The sequence below is a fragment of the Archangium primigenium genome (assembly GCF_016904885.1).
Classification (GTDB): domain Bacteria; phylum Myxococcota; class Myxococcia; order Myxococcales; family Myxococcaceae; genus Cystobacter; species Cystobacter primigenius.
Genome location: NZ_JADWYI010000001.1, coordinates 4068191 through 4085188 on the forward strand (window position 1 = coordinate 4068191; position 16998 = coordinate 4085188).

Here is a 16998-nt window from a genome sequence, read left to right on the forward strand (position 1 = left end):
AAGCGTTGCGGAATGCCCACGCGCGTGGGTTGGACATGTTGACTCCGCTCGCGCGTGAACTGACAACGCCTGGCCCCACATTGGAATCCAGATGCCTGATGCGACGAACACACGGTTCTTCAATTTGAAGATAGACGTCTACGTTCCAGGTCGATGGTACATGGCGGCGCCCACGCTCTCTGACGGCCAATGCCTTGAGGACCTTTGGGTGTTTACTCGGGGCGAGCCCATCGCCTCTCCTGGTCGACTACGCGTTCCCCTTTATCGTGCAGGCAATCCGTTGGACTTCACGACCGCGGGTATGGGGTCGACGCCTATCCTGAGTGAACGAACGGCGGCTGTGTTCCGAAAGCTGGCTTCTTACGACACCCAACTCTTTCCCGTTGATGTCGAGGGGCAAGGCGTGCCCTATCACCTTCTCGTTGTTGCGCGAACGGTCCGCTGCATTCATGACGAGGCCTGTGAGGAAGCTCGGTATTTCACGCCGGAAGATGGGAGACCTGAGCGTGTGGGGGAGTATCAGGCCGTTTCGGGCCTGCGAATCGACAAGTCGAAGGTTGGGGACGCGCGTGTGTTCAAAACATGGGGTTGGTGTCCCGCGCTCATCGTTGATGGAGAAGTCAAGGCCGCTCTGGAGCAGGCGGGTATCGTGGGTGGATATTTTGAAGAGGTCTGATTTGTGAAGGGCGTTGCATTGAGGTCGGCGCGTCCATGGGAATGAGGCTGCTCGGAATTGCCGTGTTGCTGTGGCTGTGCTCGGCGTGCACAACGACACGCAAGGTGACGCTGGACACGGGAGACGGCGCGCCCATTGTCTACCGGCCTGTCCCGTCCGCACCCATCACCATCGGTGAGCGGGAGTTCCAGGGCGCGCTCGCACAGATCCTGCTCGACATGGACTGGACGATAGTGGGCCACGGGCCGGAGCCAATGGGAGCCCGGTTGTTGCTCGCTTCGGCAGGAGGCGTCGTCGACGGCGCTCGGGGCCAACGGGAGACACCCGCCGCACGCCGATGCGAGCGGCACCGGAACGCCGCGACCTGCGCGCGACTGCTGACGGGCAAGCTCACCCTGGAGCCGATGGATAGGAGTCTCTTGGCGCTGTCCTTTGCGCTGGACACGGTCTGGACAGGCGTGGCGGAGGTGGTGAAGGACGTCGCCGACCCCGAGGCACTGCGCGCGATGGTGGTGTCCCTCATAGGCACGGCGCTCGTCATGCTGGTGGCGCCCGAGCCCATCACCAAGTTCATCGCGATGGGCCTGACGGCCTCGTTGATTGCCTACCTGGGCGTGGGGCCCGTGTGGAACCTCGGGCAGGCTTTCGTGCGGCTCATGAAGGAGTCGAACGCGGCCCACGGCCTCACGGAACTGGAGGCGTCCGGACACCGGTTCGGCAAGGCACTTGGGGCCAACGGGGCGCGCGTCCTGGTGCTCGTGGCGATGACGGCCCTCGGAGGCAAGAGCGCCATGGCCGCGCAGGGCCCGCGGCTGCCTGGCGCCGCCCAGGCCGCGATGCGCGCACGAGCCGAAGGCGGCTTTGAACTGTCGGCGGTACTGGCAGGGGATGTGCGGTCCATCGCATTGCCCTCTACGGGCGTGCTGAACGTCGCGTTGGTACCTACGGCGGTGGCGGCGGTCGCGATGGAGACAGGTGGGGTCATCCAGGGAGACCCCGACGGAGACATCCATCACATCTGCACCGACAAGAACGAAGTCTCCGAGGTATCCGGCGGCCCCTGGACGCCCCTGTTCGAGTCCTACTTCAAGCGAGCGAAGATGAAGCTGAGTGATGTCGCGAACCAGGTGCGCATCAAGGGACACAAGGGGCCGCATCCCCGCGAGTACCACCAAGAAGTTCTTGTTCGGCTCGATCGGGTTATGAGGCTATGCAAGGGAGAAGCGCAGTGTCGTGCTGTGTTGAGGGAGACGCTGAGCCAGATTGCACGTGAACTGACGACTGCGGGAACCCAGTTGAGAAAGCTCGTTACGAGGAATCCTGATGCCTGACAACATGGGCAGACGTTTTTTCGATCTGCAAATCGACGCTTACGTTCCCGGCCGCTGGTACATGTCCGAACCCACTCGGCTCAATGGTCAGGAGATCGAGGATGTCTGGGCATTCACGAATGGTGAGCCAATCAAGCCGCCTGGGTTTCTGCGTATCCCACTGCTGCGTCCTGGCCGTCCTCTTGATTTTACTACGGCGGGGGTGGGATTGACTCCAATCCTCAGTGGAAAAGCAGCAGCCATCTTCAAGGAACTGGCACCCCAAGACATTCAGCTTTTCCCAGTCGAGGTTGAAGGCCAGACTGAACCCTTCTACCTCCTTGTTGTTATAAAGACGGTTCGCTGTATCGACGATGTGGCCTGCTCCGACATCCAACTTTTCACCGAGAACGGACTCATGCCGGAGCGTGCTGGAGAGTATCGGGTCGTATCAGGCTTGCGCATCGACAAGTCAAAGGTGGGCGATGTCCGTGTCTTCAAGACATGGGGGTGGTCGCCCGCGCTCATTATTGACGAGGAAATCAGGAATGCACTAGATCAAAATGGGTTCGTGGGCGGACACTTCGAAGAAGTATGAACTGTAGACGTAACCGTACCGGCGCTGCCTGTATGTTGGGGACGAACTCAGCGTCGCCACGCAGGATCGGAAGTTGTAGACAGTTCACCGCCTCCCTCCTCCCTTCGTCTCTTTGGAAGTGGCAATGAGGGGGTGGATGGCCTTGACAAGGTTTCTTAATTGCTTGATTTCGTAATTACCAATGGCCTGTTCGCTCACTGAGCGGTGTGCCCGAAAGGCATTTTTTCAAAGTCCAAGTAACCAATTGCCAGTGTTTTAAGTAGTTCCTGTTTTTGCGCGAGCTCTGGGGAGGCGTTAAGTAGATTTTGGGCTACACCCAATGCGGCTCGCCTATCTCTGTAGATGATTGATTGTTCTGCGTGAGAACGATGGAGTTCAGCCAAATACTTCATTGTCCATCCGCAAAGCACCAATAATGCTATGCGGCCCAGGCCAAAAAATGCCAGAGCTGCGATGGCCGCCAGGGTTGACGTAGTCGGTATTTCTGGCAAGAACTTGATGAATATGAAGAAGATCAAGGCGCCGAAAATGATGGCCATGATGACCATAAATGCGAATGTGGTGCCTGCCTGCTTTTGATGGAGATGCATGGCGGATTCAAAGTCTTTTGATTTCGACTCAAAATCAGCGCGGGTCGATTGTCCCAACTCCTCGCTTATTCTGCCTTCATTCTTGATTGTTGTCTCAAGTTCGCCAAGCTCTGTGAGCTTGTTGCTGATCTGCTGTTCAATCTCCTCCAGCGCCGTGTTGGATGGAATTAGCAGTGACTGGTGTTTCGTTTGAATTTCGGAGTGTAGGTTGCTGAGTCTGTTTTGAAGGGCTTGGTTCTCCGTGTGTGATTGCCTTAATTGTTCGTTGATGGTTTTTTGTCGACTGTGGTATGCGTTTTTGGATTTTTCAAGGTCGTCGCGTAGGCGCTCGATGGCAATGGCGCTGTTGGGGATCTTGCTTGTTTCCGAATGGTAGTTGGTTTCTTTTTTTGATATATCAATTCTTAGTGTGTCTAATTCTTGTGAGAGGTTGTTTATTGTTGATTGAAGGGCCTGCTGCTGTTCTGCGGTGTCGGAGATGGCTTTGTTGGCTGGTAGCAATATCTCGTTGCGTATTGTGTCGGCTCTCAGCGATATCGTGGCTAGTTCTGCCCTTGCGTTCATTATTCGATTGATTCGTTCCTTGGACGGGTAGGGTGTCCTCTCGCACCGCGTGAGGCATTCTTGCGCGATGTTGTAGATTTGCTGTATGTTTTGGTGGGTTACTGCTGCGGTGGTCATTTGATCCTTTTTCGTGTGCGTCTAGTGCAACATAAATAAAGCCCCGGTGGGCCTGTGTGGCTCACCGGGGCTCATTCATTCACTTCAGGTTTCTCAGCTGCAGCCGCTCGTGGTGCCGCAGTTGCTGCACTTGTAGCAGGCGCCGTTGCGCACCATGATCTCGCCGCAGGTGTGGCAGGGCGGGGCGTCCGCCTGGTTCAGGTACGTGCGCCGCGGCGTCGCCATCGGCAGCGCCATCACCGGGGCCGCCTTCACCTCGGGCTTGACCTCGACCGGTGCCGCCGCCACCTGCTGCTCCACCGCCGCCTCCACGCCGTCCGCCTCCTGCTCGGCCGGCAGGAACTTCAGCGACAGCCAGCGGAAGATGTAGTCGACGATCGACTTGGCGATCGGCACCGCCGGGTTGCCCGTGAAGCCGCTCGGCTCGAAGCGCACGTGGCAGAACTTGTCCACGAGCACCTGCAGGGGCACGCCGTACTGCAGCGCCAGCGACACCGCCGTGGCGAAGCTGTCCATCAGGCCGCTCACCACCGAGCCTTCCTTGGCCATCACGCAGAACAGCTCGCCCGGCGTGCCGTCCTCGTACATGCCCACCGTCAGGTAGCCCTCGTGGCCGCCGATCGAGAACTTGTGGGTGATGGCCTGGCGCTCGTCCGGCAGCCGCCGGCGCATGGCGTTGGCGTCGCGCGCCGCGGCGAGCGCGGGCTCGGCCACCGCGAGCTTCGTGTCCTTCACCGTGTCCTTCGAGGTGTTGAGCGGCTGGGTGCGCTTGCAGCCATCGCGGTACACCGCCACGGCCTTGAGCCCCATCTTCCACGCCTCGATGTACGCCTTCTCGATGTCCTCCACCGCGGCGTCCGACGGCATGTTCACCGTCTTGGAGATGGCGCCCGAGAGGAAGGGCTGCGTCGCGCCCATCATGTGCAGGTGGCCCATCCAGTGGATGCTGCGCTGGCCCTTGGCCGGCTTGAAGGCGCAGTCGAACACCGCCAGGTGCTCGGGCTTGAGGTGCGGGGCGCCTTCAATCGTCTCGTGCTTGTCCAGGTAGGTGATGATCTCCTGGGCCTGGGTCTGGCGGTAGCCGAGCTTCTCGAGCGCGAAGGGCACCGTCTGGTTGACGATCTTCAGCATGCCGCCGCCCACCAGCTTCTTGTACTTGATGAGCGCGATGTCGGGTTCAATCCCCGTCGTGTCGCAGTCCATCATGAAGCCGATGGTGCCGGTGGGGGCGAGCACGGTGACCTGGCTGTTGCGGAAGCCGTGGTCCGAGCCGAGCGCGAGCGCCTGATCCCACGCGCGCTTCTGCGCGTCGTACAGCTCCTCGGTGACGCCCTCGGCGGGGATGTTGTAGGCGGCCTTGCGGTGCTTGCGGATGACGCCGAGGAAGGGCTCGGCGTTCTTCTGGTAGCCCGCGAACGCGCCCTGCTTCTCCGCCATGCGCGCGCTCATGGCGTACGCCTGGCCGCACATGAGCGAGGTGATGGCGCCCGCGTAGTTGCGGCCCACGTCCGAGTCGTACGGCAGGCCCGCGGCCATGAGCAGCGCGCCCAGGTTGGCGTAGCCCAGGCCCAGCGGCCGGTAGGCGTGGCTGTTCTCCTCGATCTTCTTGGAGGGGTACTTGGAGTTGCCGACGATGATCTCCATCGCGAGCAGCACCACGTCCACCGCGTGCTTGAAGGCGGTGACGTCGAAGTCGCCGTCCAGCGTGCGGAAGTGCATCAGGTTGAGCGACGCCAGGTTGCACGCCGAGTCATCCAGGAACATGTACTCCGAGCACGGATTGGACGCGTTGATGCGCGCCGTGTTCGAGCACGTGTGCCAGGCGTTCACCGTGGTGTCGAACTGCATGCCCGGATCGCCGCACAGGTGCGCCGCGGCGGAGATCTCCCGGAAGATGTCGCGCGCCTTGAGCGTCTCCATGGGGCGGCCGTCGCGCACCGCGTGGGTCGTCCAGGGGCCGTCGTTGATGACCGCGCGCATGAACTCGTCCGTCACGCGCACCGAGTTGTTGGAGTTCTGGAAGAAGACGGACGCGTAGGCCTCGCCGTTGAAGCTCGGGTCGTACCCGGCCTCGATGAGCGCCCAGGCCTTCTTCTCCTCGTTGGACTTGCAGCGCACGAAGTCCAGGATGTCCGGGTGGTCCGCGTTGAGGATCACCATCTTGGCCGCGCGGCGCGTCTTGCCGCCGCTCTTGATGACGCCGGCGAAGGCATCGAAGCCCTTCATGAAGGACACGGGGCCGGACGCGGTGCCGCCGCCGGCGAGCAGCTCCTTGCTCGAGCGCAGCGTGGACAGGTTGCTGCCCGTGCCCGAGCCGTACTTGAAGAGCATGCCCTCGGTCTTGGCCAGGCCGAGGATGGACTCCATGGAGTCGTCCACCGAGTTGATGAAGCACGCCGAGCACTGCGGGTGCTCCTCCACGCCCACGTTGAACCAGACGGGCGAGTTGAAGGCGGCCTTCTGGCGCAGGAGCAGGTGGGTGAGCTCCGCGTGGAAGGTGTCGCGGTCGGTGGCGGTGGCGAAGTAGCCGCCCTGCGCGCCCCAGCGGGTGAGGGTGTCCACCACGCGGGCCACGAGGCCGCGCACGCTCGTCTCGCGCTCGGCGGTGCCGGGGGTGCCCCGGAAGTACTTGGAGGCCACCACGTTGGTGGCCAGCATGGACCAGGACTTGGGCACCTCCACGTCCTTCTGCTGGAACACGGACTTGCCGTCCTCGCCCGAGATGCCCGCGGTGCGCAGCTCCCACGCGAGCTCGTCGGCCGGGTCCACGCCGGGCGTGGTGAAGAAGCGCTCCACCGGCAGCCCCGCGCCCCGGGCCTTCGTTCCCGTCAGCTCCTTGCCTTCCAACACTCCCGCCGTGGCGTTCAGCTCGTGGTGTTCCATGGGTCCCTCAGTCGCATTCACTCTGGGTATGACTGCGAAATTCGCGCAAAGCCAAGTCCGCGAGATCGCTCGGGATCGAGACGACTCGTCGGAGCCCCTCGCCGCTCCGCCAGGGGAGGGGCCGGGGAGAATCTGGGTGAATCAGCCGCGCCGTCGTCGCGCTTGCCCGCTCGTACACCGGGCAGGTAGGCAAAGGTACGATCCTCTTCCGGAAATCGTCAAGGTCACACCCCTAGATCTTGTGCACGTCATGATCGCACCACCTACAGCTAGGGGTTTGTGGCCTGGCGAACGCTGTCCTGACGGCTCGCCTGGAAGCCAGGCGAGGCGCTCACCGGACGCGATCTAAAGCCATGTGCCGCGCTGATCAACTCTCTTGAAAGTCCGCATGTCGTTGGGTGACGAGTCATGTAGGGTCACTCTCGGGGTAGAGGATGTGATCAGAAGCGGATGTTTGCTGGGAGTCTGTGCACGGAGACTCCCCCCGGCCAGGGGTGGGCGCAACAAAGGGGAGGGGGAGGCGAGGGCTCAACCGTCGCTTTTGAACGGAAGCCGCGTTAGGAGGAGGACATGCCTCCGTTCAAACGTCACGTATTCGTCTGTACCAACCGGCGTCCCGACGGCAACCCCAAGGGGTGCTGCGCCACGAAGGGGGGCGAGGAAGTGCGCGCCCGCTTCAAGGAGGAGTTGGACAAGCGCGGCCTCAAGGGGCAGATGCGCGCCAACGCGGCCGGCTGCGTGGACACGTGCGCCTTCGGCGTGTCGGTGATCGTCTACCCGGAGGGCACCTGGTACGGCGGGGTGAAGCCCGAGGACGTGCCGGCCATCGTCGAGGAGCACCTGGTGGGGGGCACGCCCGTGGAGCGGCTGCTGATGCCCTTCAGCCGCCCCAAGCCCCAGGAGTAGGGCGCGCTCAGTCGCTCAAGAGGCCCGTGAGGGTGCCCGAGCCCTTGCGCTCCTCGAAGTAGCACAGGTCCACCATCAGCGTGGCGGCGAGCACCATCTGCCGCAGCCGCCCGTCCTTGAGCCCCGCGTGGAACTCCACGCCGAAGTTGTCCGCGTCGGTGAAGCCCTCGCTGACGAAGCCGCTCCAGCGCTTGCGGATGGTGGCCACCTCCTCGTCATGCACATAGACGTGGAAGGTCCACGGCTTCCAGATCGGGCCCTCCAGGCGGGCCATGACGCCGCCCGCGGGCGTGCACAGCTCGAAGTGGCGCTTGAGCAGGCCAAAGCGCTGCTGGATGTAGCCCAGGGGGCGGCCGTCCCACGCCGTCACCTCCACGCGCGTGAAGAAGAAGGTGAAGACGCGCGCCATGCGCAGGGCGAGCGTGCCGCCGCTCGTCATGAACTCGATCTCCACGGGACGGATGGGCAGGAAGTTGCGCAGCAGCGCGTCCCCCAGGCCCTGGCCCGTCTCGCCCGCGTACAGCAGGAAGCGGCCGTCGGCGTCGATGACCTCGTAGCGGTTGCGCGTCTCCCAACCCAGCAGGGCCTCGCCCCACTCGCGCTGCTGGCGCACCTGCAGGCCCGGGCCCTCGAACAGACCCGCGAGCGCGTGCGTGAGCGCGGGGCCCATGTAGCGGGGCTCTCCGGGCAGGCCCTTGCCCGCGCCCGAGATGTCCTGTCGGGCCACGGCCTCGGCGCGCTGCTCCGGCTGCGTGCGGTCCTTCCAGTCCAGCTCCAGCCCACTGTCCTCGGTGGCCCACTTTGGCTGCTCGCTCATGGGGCGCCACGTTAGTTCGGGCACGAAGCGGCCGGATAGGCCCCCCGGCGGACACGAAAAAGGCGGTGGGCCCGTGTGCGAGCCCACCGCCGGGGTGCTTCATGTCGTGCGCGCGGGGGACTAGTCGCGGCGCTGGCCGGTCAGGCGCAGCAGGGAGATGAAGAGGTTGATGAAGTCCAGGTAGAGCGCCAGGGCGCCGTTGATGCTCGCCGCGGCGGCCGAGCGGTAGCCACCGGCCGCGTGCATCTCGCGCAGCTTCTGGGTGTCGTAGGCGGTGAGGCCCGCGAACACGACCACGCCCGCGCAGCCGAGCACGAAGTTGAGCGCGGAGCTCTGCACGAACACCTGGACGATGCTCGCCACCACCACGCCGATGAGGCCCATGAAGAGGAACGTGCGCATGGGGCTCAGGTCCCGCTTGGTGACCGTGCCGTAGACGCTCAGCGCGCCGAAGGTCGCGCCCGCCATGAGGAAGGCGTTGGCGATGGAGGCCTGGGTAAAGGCGTAGAAGAGGACGGAGAACGTCAGGCCCGTGAGGACCGAGTAGCCCAGGAAGAGCGCGCCCGCCACCACGCCCGACAGCCGGGTGGCCAGGCCCGAGATGGCGAACACCAGGCCGAGCTGCCCGAAGAAGAGCAGCCAGCGGAAGCGCGCCACCTGATTCACGACTTCCGGCGTGGCGGCGGTGACCATCGCCACGAGGCCCGTCACCAACAGGCCACCGAACATCCAGCTGTACACGCGCGACATGAAGGCGCGCCGGGACTCCTGCTCGAGAACGTCAACGACCCCGCCTCCTCGAGCCGTCTGCCAGCCCTGCTCCGATTCCCAAGCCATGGATTTCTCGTCCTTTCGTAAAGGTTGGGCGGAAAGCTCCACCCGGTCCTTCATCTATAAAGCGTCTTCGCGTCGGCACAACCCACGAACGGCCGGGCTCTTCCCGAATGTGGGATGGCGGGAATTAGCGGGCCTTCCATGCATGGAGCAACTGACTGGCCACCTCGGTGGTGAGGAGCGGCAGGACACCGCCCCCTCCCACGATGTTCACGATCTCGGACGTGGAGCCCCGGCACACGCCGCCCCAGGCCGGCTGACCGCCCAGCCCCACGGAGGCATAAGCCGAGTAGTCCACGTGCAGCTTCAGGGGGGTGAGCCCGTGCGCCTCGCACAGCAGGTGCTCCTCGGGCTGGGTCTCCACGATCTCCTGCACCACGAAGCCTCCGCCCACGGTGTCCGTGGCGGCCCGCTCGCACAGGGCCGCCCAGGACAGGCTCTCGCCGTAGGCCGCCCGGGCGCGCTCCTCGAAGGCCGGCGTGCCCACCGAGCGCCCGAGGTAGACGGCCCGGCCGCCGTAGTCCCAGGCGCGCTTGAGCACGAAGCGCGCGGGCTCGGCCGCCACGCGGGCCACGAGGTCCGTCTCCCACGTGCCCTCCGGTCCCCGGCCCGGGCCATGGCGGAAGGGCCGCGTCCAGGGGACCGAGGCCTGGATGGCCTCGAGCTCCTCGGGGGTGAGCGCTGCGGCGTGCGCGAGCGCGGGGTCCTCGAGCGCCTGGGAGACGAGCGCGAACGTCGTCTTCACCTCCACGGGCGAGGCGGGCGGGTTGAGCAGCACCGCCTTGCGGCCCGGCACCGTGCCGAAGAAGTCCTCCACCCAGGGGGCGGGCGTCTCCTCCAGGCGGCGCGAGAAGAGGTGCCGGTAGACCAGGTCGTAGCGCTTGCCGCGCACCTCGAAGTGCTCCTCGCCGGAGACCTCGTCCGGGTGCACCACGTCCGCGTCCACGCCGAACTCGCGGAAGCGCGCGCACAGGTAGTGCTGCTCGGTGAGTTGGGCGTCGTGGCGCCGGCTGAGCAGGGCGAGGGTGCGGGGCGTCTGGCCGTCGCGCTCGGCCGCGTAGCCCGTGAGCAGCGCGTCATACAGGGCGCGCGCGTTGCTGCCGTTGGCGGCGAGCAGCGCGGGCAGGGCCTGCTCGGGCAGGCCGAAGTGCCGCGCCACGTGCTCGATGAAGGTGTGGGCCGCGATGTCCGAGTAGCCCTGCATGGCCGGAATGGTGGCGTTGACCTCCAGGGCCCGCGGCTGCGTGTCCACGAAGTAGTCCACGCGCGTGGTGGCCAGTCGCGTCACGTTCGCGAAGGTGCGCTCGGTGAGCGCCCGCTCGATGGGCGACAGGCCCCCGAGGATCCACTCGCGGCGCTCGCTCGCGAGCACCGCGCGCGTCATCTTCAGGGTGGCCGAGGCCAGGTGCGCGGAGAGCCGGGCCCGGCGGTGGATCTCCTCCGCGTCGAGCAGCACGGGGGTGGCGGTGACGGGAATGGGCCGCGTCGTGCCGTCGCGCTGAGTCACGGCGAGGCCTCGCGCGTAGGCGGCACGCGCCAGTCCAGGGCCGAAGTGGACCGCCTGCTGCCGCAACACGTCTAGGAATGGGTGCACGGGGAATCCTTCTGCTGTCGGGGGCCTTCCTACTCCGCCCCCGCCCGGCCGGAAATGTCTTCCGTGGGCCCGCGTTCAATGCAGGAGCCCAGGCCCGCCTGGCACCGGTCCGCAATCACTTGCACCGAAGCGGGGCCTCGCGTACAACCGAGTTGTCGCAACTGGATTGCACCAGGAGCCGTTCCGCCGTGATCGCCCGCCGCGAGCAAGCACAGCACCGATGGCCGCGCCTGCTGGCGCTGCCCGTGGTGCTCTTGTGCGCGCTGGCCTACCTGGGCGGCATGGCCCACTTCGTCCTCGTCCAGCACCGCACGTGCCTCGAGCACGGGGATCTGCTGCACGCGGACACGGCGGCGCCGGGTGTCTCGCTCGCCCAGGCGCTCTCCTTCGAGGACGAGCGCTTCACGGGTGCGGAAGCGGTGGAGGCCGGGCATGGCTCGGACGCCCACTGTGCCCAGGCGCTCACGCGCCGCGAGCTGCCTGCCTCGGTGGACGTGCTGTCCGTGCGGCAGGTGACGCCTCCCGAGGGGCCGGGTCTGGCCCCGGTGCGGGAGGCCGTCGCGCCGCCCGTGGCCTGGTTGCATCTGGCGCCCAAGGCGTCTCCGCCCCGCGTCTGAGCGCGTTCGCGCCGACGCCCGTCCTTCCCTGAACCGCTGAAGTCCTCCGTCCCGTGACGGCTCCCTCCGGGGTCCGTCCACGCGTGCCCGAGCCCGTCCTCACCGGCGGTCCCGGTCTCGCGTGGCGCGCTCCCGACCGGGCGCCGTGTGTCCCGGGAAGGCGCGCGCCTTGGCGGCTCCACCCCCTCGTGGCCGTGTGTCCTCCGCACGGCCTCGTCTCCTCACGTCGCGTCCCGTCCACCTCTTTCCGGGGGCCTCGGGCACGTGAGGGCTTCGTCGTACCTCCGCGTCGTTCACACCCAACCCCTGGAGTTCCCATGATGATGAAGAAGCTGCTGTCCGCGTGCCTGCTGTCGAGTGCCCTGCTCGTGGGGTGTGGTCACACCGAGGACGCGGACAGCGAGGGCTGCGAGCACCTGCGGAACGGGCCCGGCGTGGCCGTCACCGCGAGCGCCACGGCCAGCGGCGCCCCCGCGGTCAGCAACGATCACAAGCGCTACGACATCACCCTGCCCTCGGGGGGCACGGGCTCGGTGTCGTTCGCGTCCGGCGAGGCCGCCGACTACGTGTTCTACCTGAACACTGAGGTGCCCCTGCGCATCGCGAGCGCCTCCGGCCAGGCCGTGACGTTCGAGTCCTCCGCGACGAGCTCCGCCTCCTGCACCACCATCCAGGGCCGCCACGTGGCGCCGCTCGAGGTGGGCACCTACACCCTGACGTTCGGTCCCGGCTCCGGCACCGTCTCCCTCGTCATCGAGGAGTCGGGCCACGAGGACCACGCGCACTGAAGTCCCTCCCGTTCCCCCCTCACGCCAAGGAAGAAACCCCATGGGTACCTTCAAGCAGTTCCTCGATGAGCAGAAGCTGGAGCCGAGCACCCTGGTGCGCCTGTCCTCGCAGGTGGAGGCGCGCGACGACGCGGACCGCACGCTGTCCCGGCAGCGGGCGGACACGCGCCGCGACAAGGAGCGGCAGGGCAAGGCCTACGAGGGCATCGCCAAGCCCCGGAGTGGCCGGGGCGTGAGCGCCCAGCAGGTGGGCGCGGCAATCGCGGACGAGCCCCTGTCGCCCAAGGTGCGCGGCAAGCTGGTGCGCGCGGTGAACGCCGCCCTCGCCAAGAAGGGCGGCGCGGCGGTGACCTTCCCGGCCTTGTTCGGCGAGGTGAAGGCCAGCAAGGGTCCCACGGCCAAGAAGGCGAGCTGAGGCACCATGGGCTCCTCCCTTCCCCTGTCCGTGCCGCACGCGCTGCGCCGTGACGGCGAGCGGCTGTTCGACCTGTCCATGTGGTGCCTCGGCCGCGACGTGCTCCATCCGGAGAACCTGCTGCTGAGCCGGGGCCTGTCGCGCGAGCGCCTGCCCGCGGGACAGAAGGGCACCAGCGCCTACCGCACGGCGCCGGGGGAGGGCGGGGCCCTCACGTTGTGGGGCTTCGGGGTGGTGTGCCGCGAGGGCGCCACGTCCGTCTACGTGCCGCGCTCCCGCTTCGAGCCCCTGCTGGTGGACGAGGCGCGGCTCGCGCGGCCGCTCTTCAACGCGATGGACCTGGGCCTTCCCCGCCTGCCCACCACCGACGGGGAGCGGGCGTGTGCCCGGGCCGCGCTGGTGACGCTGGCGCGGTGGCTGGCCGGACACGAGGAGTGGATCGACGCGCGGCTGGGTCCCGGGTGGCGGCGGGAGTGCCTGGCGGCGATGAAGAAGGCGCCGGTCTGGCCCGGAGAGGGTCTGGCGGCGCCCTGGCGGCGGTGGGCGGCGCGGGTCGAGGCGCTGGAGCGGTCCGTCGTGGACACGTCGTGGGCCCCGCTCGCCGGGGTGTGAGGAAGACAGCATGTTGGCGTTCCTTCTGCGAAACGAGGAGTCCTCCCTCTTCCCCGCCGCCCCCTGGGACGACGTCGCGGACCTGGACCTGCCCCCGCCCACGCCGTGCGAGGGCCTGGGCCGGGCGCACCTCCCGGTGAACACCCGCGTGCCCCAGGCCCAGCGCTGGTTCGATCAGGGCCTGCGGCTGCTGCACCTGGGCTGGCGGGGCGAGGCCCGGCGCGCCTTCGCCGAGGCGGCCCGGTGCGATCCCCAGCTCGCCATGGCCTGGTGGGGCCTGGCGCTGACCCGGGGCGCGGGCGCCCGCCGCGCCGCCTCGCGCGCCGAGGCCATCTACAAGGCGCTCGCGCTCAGCGAGGGCGGGCCGGACGCCGAGCAGCGCTACATCGTCGCGGCCACCTTCCTGGCCAACAAGGGCCCCGCCAATGGCCGCCATGGCTTCGTGCGGGAGATGGAGGGGCACCTGGAGCGCTGCCCCGAGGACGCCGAGGCGCGGCTCTTGCTCGCGGGGCTGCTCGCGGATGGGTTCGAGGCGGATGGTCGCCCCGGGCCCGGTCAGACGTATGCCCAGCTCCTCGTGCGGGAACTCCTGCGCACCCACCCGGAGCACGAGGGCGTGCACCTGGCCTGGGTGCGGCTGCGCGAGGAGAGCACCCGGCCCCAGGAAGCCCTGGAGAGCGCGCGCCGGCTGCGGGTGCTGGCGCCCCAGGCCGCCCCGGCCCTGCTCGCCGCGGGCCGCCTGTTCCTGCGCACCGGCCACCTCCAGGAGGCCCGCGAGGTGCTCGAGGAGGCCGTCACCGTGGAGGACGCCTGGCGGGCGCGCGAGTCCCTGCCCGGCGCGGCGGCGCCCGTGGCGGGCGTGGCCCTGCGGCTGCTCGTGCAGGCCTGCGCCGACGCGGGCCGGTATGGCGAGGCCCAGACCTGGGCCCGCCGGCTGCGCGCCCGCGCCGAGGAGGTGACGCCCCGGGTCGATCAGGCGCTCGTGTTCGCCGCGGGGGCCCTGTCCGGCCTGCACCTGCGCTTCGGGTTCCTGCGCGCCGCGGCCGAGCCGCGCGTGGAGCTGTCACCCGAGGCCCGCCCCGCGGATCGCGTGCTGCTGTCCGGCATGGAGCTGTATGCCCGGGGTCTGCGCGCCCTGGAGGCCGGGCCGCTCGCGGAGGCCGACCGGCTGTGCACGGCGCTCGAGCAGCTCGCGCAGCCCCTCACCGACGAGTCCCGGAGCGAGGGCCATCTGCTCTGCCCCCGGGATGTCACCCGGGTGGTGGAGCTGGCGGCGTGCGAGCTGCGCGGCGCGCTGGAGGCCCGGCAGGGAGACCCCGCCCGGGCCGAGGCCACGCTCACCCGCGCCCTGCGCCTGGAGCGACGCTTGCGCCCGGCGGGCCCTCCGGCCTTCTCCCGCCCGGTCCGCGAGACCCTGGCCCGGCACCGGCTGCGCCTGGGCCGCGAGGAGAAGGCGCTGGAGCTGGCGCGCGCCCTCGTCGAGGAACGGCCGGGCTCCGGTCACGCCTGGCTCCTGCTGGCCGACATCCACCTCGCCCGGGGCGCGGTGGCCGAGGCCGCCATGGCCTTCTCCTCGTGCCTGACGTGCTGGCGGGACGCGGAGGCCCACCTGCCCGAGGTCCAGCGCGCCCGGTCCTTCCGCGGGGCCTCGCCGCGCCCCGTGTCCCGCATGCGCCTGGTGCCCCCCGTGGAGAACGCCCCGGCGTGAGCCCTGGCCTCAGGCCGTGGTCCGCGGGCCCACCGACTCGAGGAACGCGAGGATGCGCCGCCCACAGGCCTCGGGCTGCTCCAGCGGGAAGAGGTGGCCGCCGGACAGCTCGTCCGTCTGGAGGCCCGCCTGGGCCTTCCGCACCCGCCCGAGGGCCTCGGGGGTGAGGGTGTCCGAGTGGATCCCCCGCAGCACGAGCACCGGCACCTTCACCTCGCGCAGCCGCTTCCAGATGGCGCGCGGCGAGGTCTCGAAGATGCGCGCCTCCCAGGCCGTGGGGATGGTGAGCCGCAGTCCGCCGCCGGGCGCTTCCGTGAGGCCGTGGGTGAGGTAGTCCTGGAAGCACGCCGGATCGAAGCCCCGGAAGAGCGCCTTCTTGGCGTAGCTCGCGGCGGCCTCCTCGCGCGAGCCCCAGTGCTCGCGGCGTCGGCGGGCGAGGCTCGCGGGCGGCACACGGCCGCGCAGCCCGAGCAGGCTCAGCAGCTGGAGGGCCAGGGCCCGCCCCCCGGTGAAGAGCACGGGATCCAACATCACCACGGCGCGAAAGAGGTCCGGATGGTTCGCGGCGGCGATGAGCGTGGCCACGCCGCCCATGCTGTGCCCCACGCCCACCACGTCCGTGAGGCCCCGGGCGCGCAGGGCGTGCACCAGGTCCTCCGCCATGTCGTCCCAGTCCTTCATCGAGAGGGGATCCGCCCCAGGCACCAGGCAGCGGCTCTCCAGCGTGTACACGTGCGCGTGGGGCGTGAGCGTGTCGAACAGCCGCCGGTAGCTGCCCGGGGGAAAGCCGTTGGCGTGCGCGAAGTGCAGCACGGGCCCCTGGCCGCCCCGGTCCTCCAGCCTCAAGGCATCACTCATCACGCCGCTCAGCCCACCTGGGGCGGTTCGTCGAGATCCTTCGCCAGGTAGCGCAGCACGTCCGCGGGCGTGATGATGCCCAGCAGCTTGTCCTCGCGCACCACGGGCAGGTGGTGGATGCCGTGTCGGCGGAAGCGCGCCAAGACCTCGTCGCTCGTCTCGAACTCGTTCACCGTGAACACCGGCGAGGACATGAGCTCGCGCGCCGGAGTGTCCAGTGCCCGGTTCTCCAGCAGGGCGTTGAGGATGTCGGGCTCGCTGATCATCCCCACCACCTGCTCGTCCTCCATCACGGGCACGCCGGCGATGCGCGCATCGGCCAGGATCAGGGCGATCTCCGAGAGTGGCGTGTGCGGCGCCACGGACTTCACGGGAGAGGTCATCAAGTGTCGGGCATGTCCCTTCATGTCCGCGAGCTTGGTCACGCGTCGGGGAGGCGTCAATCTCCCTGAAGCGAGGTGGCGGGCTGCTTGACGATTCGGTCCGGTGGGGAATGGACTGCCCCCATGCCCTCCTTCCGCCTCCAAAGAGACCAGGCCGCGCTGCTCGTCGTCGACATCCAGGAGCGGCTGTGCGCCGCCATGGAGCCGGGCGCGCTCGAGCGGATGCTCCAGCGGACCAATGCCGCCCTCCAGGGGGCCCGGGCCCTGGAGCTGCCCCTCCTGGTCACCGAGCAGTACCCCAAGGGCCTGGGACGCACGGACGCGCGGCTGTCGGCGCACCTGGGCGCGTACACCCCGGTGGAGAAGCTCATGTTCAGCGCCTGTGTGCCCGAGGTGGTGGCCGCGCTCGGCGCGCGCACGCAGGTGCTGATCGTGGGCATGGAGACCCACGTGTGCGTCTACCAGACGGTGCGCGACCTGGCCGAGCGGGGGTTGACGCCCGTGCTGTGCGCGGACGCGGTGCTGTCGCGCCACCCGGAGGACCGGCGCGTGGGCCTGGAGATGTGCCGGGACGCGGGCGCCCGGGTGCTCACCGTGGAGGCCGCGCTCTTCGACCTGCTCGGCGTCGCGGGGACGCCCGAGTTCAAGAAGGTGTCCGCGGCGGTGCGGTGAGGGGGCCGGACGCGGCTCCTGGATGGCCTGGACGCGCTGCTCGTGGCCGAGGGCCT

At 67.9% G+C, this 16998-nt stretch carries 17 protein-coding genes; 10 read left to right on the forward strand and 7 right to left on the reverse strand.

Annotated elements, in window-relative coordinates; genetic code table 11:
• The first annotated feature begins 91 nt into the window (after positions 1–91).
• From I3V78_RS16905 to I3V78_RS16915, 3 genes are read left to right on the forward strand one after another with little or no spacing between them, the layout of a single operon-like run.
• Complete coding sequence (locus tag I3V78_RS16905) at positions 92–676, forward strand: imm11 family protein (RefSeq protein WP_204489302.1); 585 nt, start codon at positions 92–94, stop codon at positions 674–676.
• A gap of 41 nt (positions 677–717) precedes the next feature.
• Positions 718–2007 carry an AHH domain-containing protein gene (locus I3V78_RS16910; protein ID WP_204496671.1) on the forward strand — a complete coding sequence of 430 codons (1290 nt, stop codon included), beginning with the start codon at positions 718–720 and terminating at the stop codon, positions 2005–2007.
• Positions 2000–2584 carry an imm11 family protein gene (locus I3V78_RS16915; protein WP_239576463.1) on the forward strand — a complete coding sequence of 195 codons (585 nt, stop codon included), beginning with the start codon at positions 2000–2002 and terminating at the stop codon, positions 2582–2584. The genes I3V78_RS16910 and I3V78_RS16915 overlap by 8 nt, the downstream gene beginning before the upstream one ends.
• A 194-nt stretch (positions 2585–2778) precedes the next feature.
• Here I3V78_RS16915 and I3V78_RS16920 read toward each other — a convergent pair whose 3' ends face one another.
• Together I3V78_RS16920 and I3V78_RS16925 are read right to left on the reverse strand one after the other, a co-directional pair.
• Positions 2779–3855 (reverse strand): hypothetical protein, encoded by a 1077-nt coding sequence (locus I3V78_RS16920; protein WP_204489305.1) that lies wholly within the window; start codon positions 3853–3855, stop codon positions 2779–2781.
• Between the two features lie 93 nt (positions 3856–3948).
• Positions 3949–6738 carry a vitamin B12-dependent ribonucleotide reductase gene (locus I3V78_RS16925; RefSeq protein WP_204489308.1) on the reverse strand — a complete coding sequence of 930 codons (2790 nt, stop codon included), beginning with the start codon at positions 6736–6738 and terminating at the stop codon, positions 3949–3951.
• A 570-nt stretch (positions 6739–7308) separates the two neighbouring features.
• Between I3V78_RS16925 and I3V78_RS16930 the strand changes: the two genes are divergently transcribed.
• Positions 7309–7644 (forward strand): (2Fe-2S) ferredoxin domain-containing protein, encoded by a 336-nt coding sequence (locus tag I3V78_RS16930; RefSeq protein WP_204489310.1) that lies wholly within the window; start codon positions 7309–7311, stop codon positions 7642–7644.
• A gap of 7 nt (positions 7645–7651) precedes the next feature.
• On the opposite strand, the gene I3V78_RS16935 is transcribed toward I3V78_RS16930, so the two are convergent.
• The 3 genes from I3V78_RS16935 to I3V78_RS16945 all read right to left on the reverse strand — a co-directional run bounded on the left by I3V78_RS16935 (position 7652) and on the right by I3V78_RS16945 (position 10889).
• Entirely contained in the window at positions 7652–8461 is an 810-nt protein-coding gene (locus tag I3V78_RS16935) for a phospholipid scramblase-related protein (protein WP_204489313.1), read from the reverse strand.
• A gap of 120 nt (positions 8462–8581) precedes the next feature.
• Positions 8582–9298: a Bax inhibitor-1/YccA family protein gene (locus I3V78_RS16940; RefSeq protein ID WP_204489316.1), complete on the reverse strand. Its 717-nt coding sequence runs from the start codon at positions 9296–9298 to the stop codon at positions 8582–8584.
• A gap of 124 nt (positions 9299–9422) precedes the next feature.
• Entirely contained in the window at positions 9423–10889 is a 1467-nt protein-coding gene (locus I3V78_RS16945) for a hypothetical protein (RefSeq protein WP_204489318.1), read from the reverse strand.
• A 188-nt stretch (positions 10890–11077) separates the two neighbouring features.
• On the opposite strand from I3V78_RS16945, the gene I3V78_RS16950 reads away from it, so the two are divergent.
• The 5 genes from I3V78_RS16950 (at position 11078) to I3V78_RS16970 (ending at position 15029) form a co-directional block, all read left to right on the forward strand.
• Positions 11078–11506 carry a hypothetical protein gene (locus tag I3V78_RS16950; RefSeq protein ID WP_338023627.1) on the forward strand — a complete coding sequence of 143 codons (429 nt, stop codon included), beginning with the start codon at positions 11078–11080 and terminating at the stop codon, positions 11504–11506.
• A 317-nt stretch (positions 11507–11823) separates the two neighbouring features.
• Positions 11824–12294 carry a hypothetical protein gene (locus I3V78_RS16955; protein WP_338023629.1) on the forward strand — a complete coding sequence of 157 codons (471 nt, stop codon included), beginning with the start codon at positions 11824–11826 and terminating at the stop codon, positions 12292–12294.
• 40 nt (positions 12295–12334) lie between these two features.
• Complete coding sequence (locus I3V78_RS16960; RefSeq protein ID WP_204489321.1) at positions 12335–12709, forward strand: hypothetical protein; 375 nt, start codon at positions 12335–12337, stop codon at positions 12707–12709.
• A 6-nt stretch (positions 12710–12715) separates the two neighbouring features.
• The gene (locus tag I3V78_RS16965) at positions 12716–13321 is read left to right on the forward strand and encodes a hypothetical protein (RefSeq protein WP_204489323.1); all 606 of its coding nucleotides are present in this window, start codon (positions 12716–12718) and stop codon (positions 13319–13321) included.
• 10 nt (positions 13322–13331) lie between these two features.
• Entirely contained in the window at positions 13332–15029 is a 1698-nt protein-coding gene (locus tag I3V78_RS16970) for a tetratricopeptide repeat protein (protein ID WP_204489326.1), read from the forward strand.
• Positions 15030–15038: 9 nt separating this feature from the next.
• On the opposite strand, the gene I3V78_RS16975 is transcribed toward I3V78_RS16970, so the two are convergent.
• Positions 15039–15887 carry an alpha/beta fold hydrolase gene (locus tag I3V78_RS16975; RefSeq protein ID WP_204489328.1) on the reverse strand — a complete coding sequence of 283 codons (849 nt, stop codon included), beginning with the start codon at positions 15885–15887 and terminating at the stop codon, positions 15039–15041.
• An 8-nt stretch (positions 15888–15895) separates the two neighbouring features.
• Positions 15896–16270, reverse strand: coding sequence for a CBS domain-containing protein (locus I3V78_RS16980; protein ID WP_239577908.1), 375 nt, complete (start codon positions 16268–16270; stop codon positions 15896–15898).
• 123 nt (positions 16271–16393) lie between these two features.
• Between I3V78_RS16980 and I3V78_RS16985 the strand changes: the two genes are divergently transcribed.
• Positions 16394–16942 carry an isochorismatase family protein gene (locus I3V78_RS16985; protein WP_204489341.1) on the forward strand — a complete coding sequence of 183 codons (549 nt, stop codon included), beginning with the start codon at positions 16394–16396 and terminating at the stop codon, positions 16940–16942.
• The last annotated feature ends 56 nt before the right edge of the window (positions 16943–16998 follow it).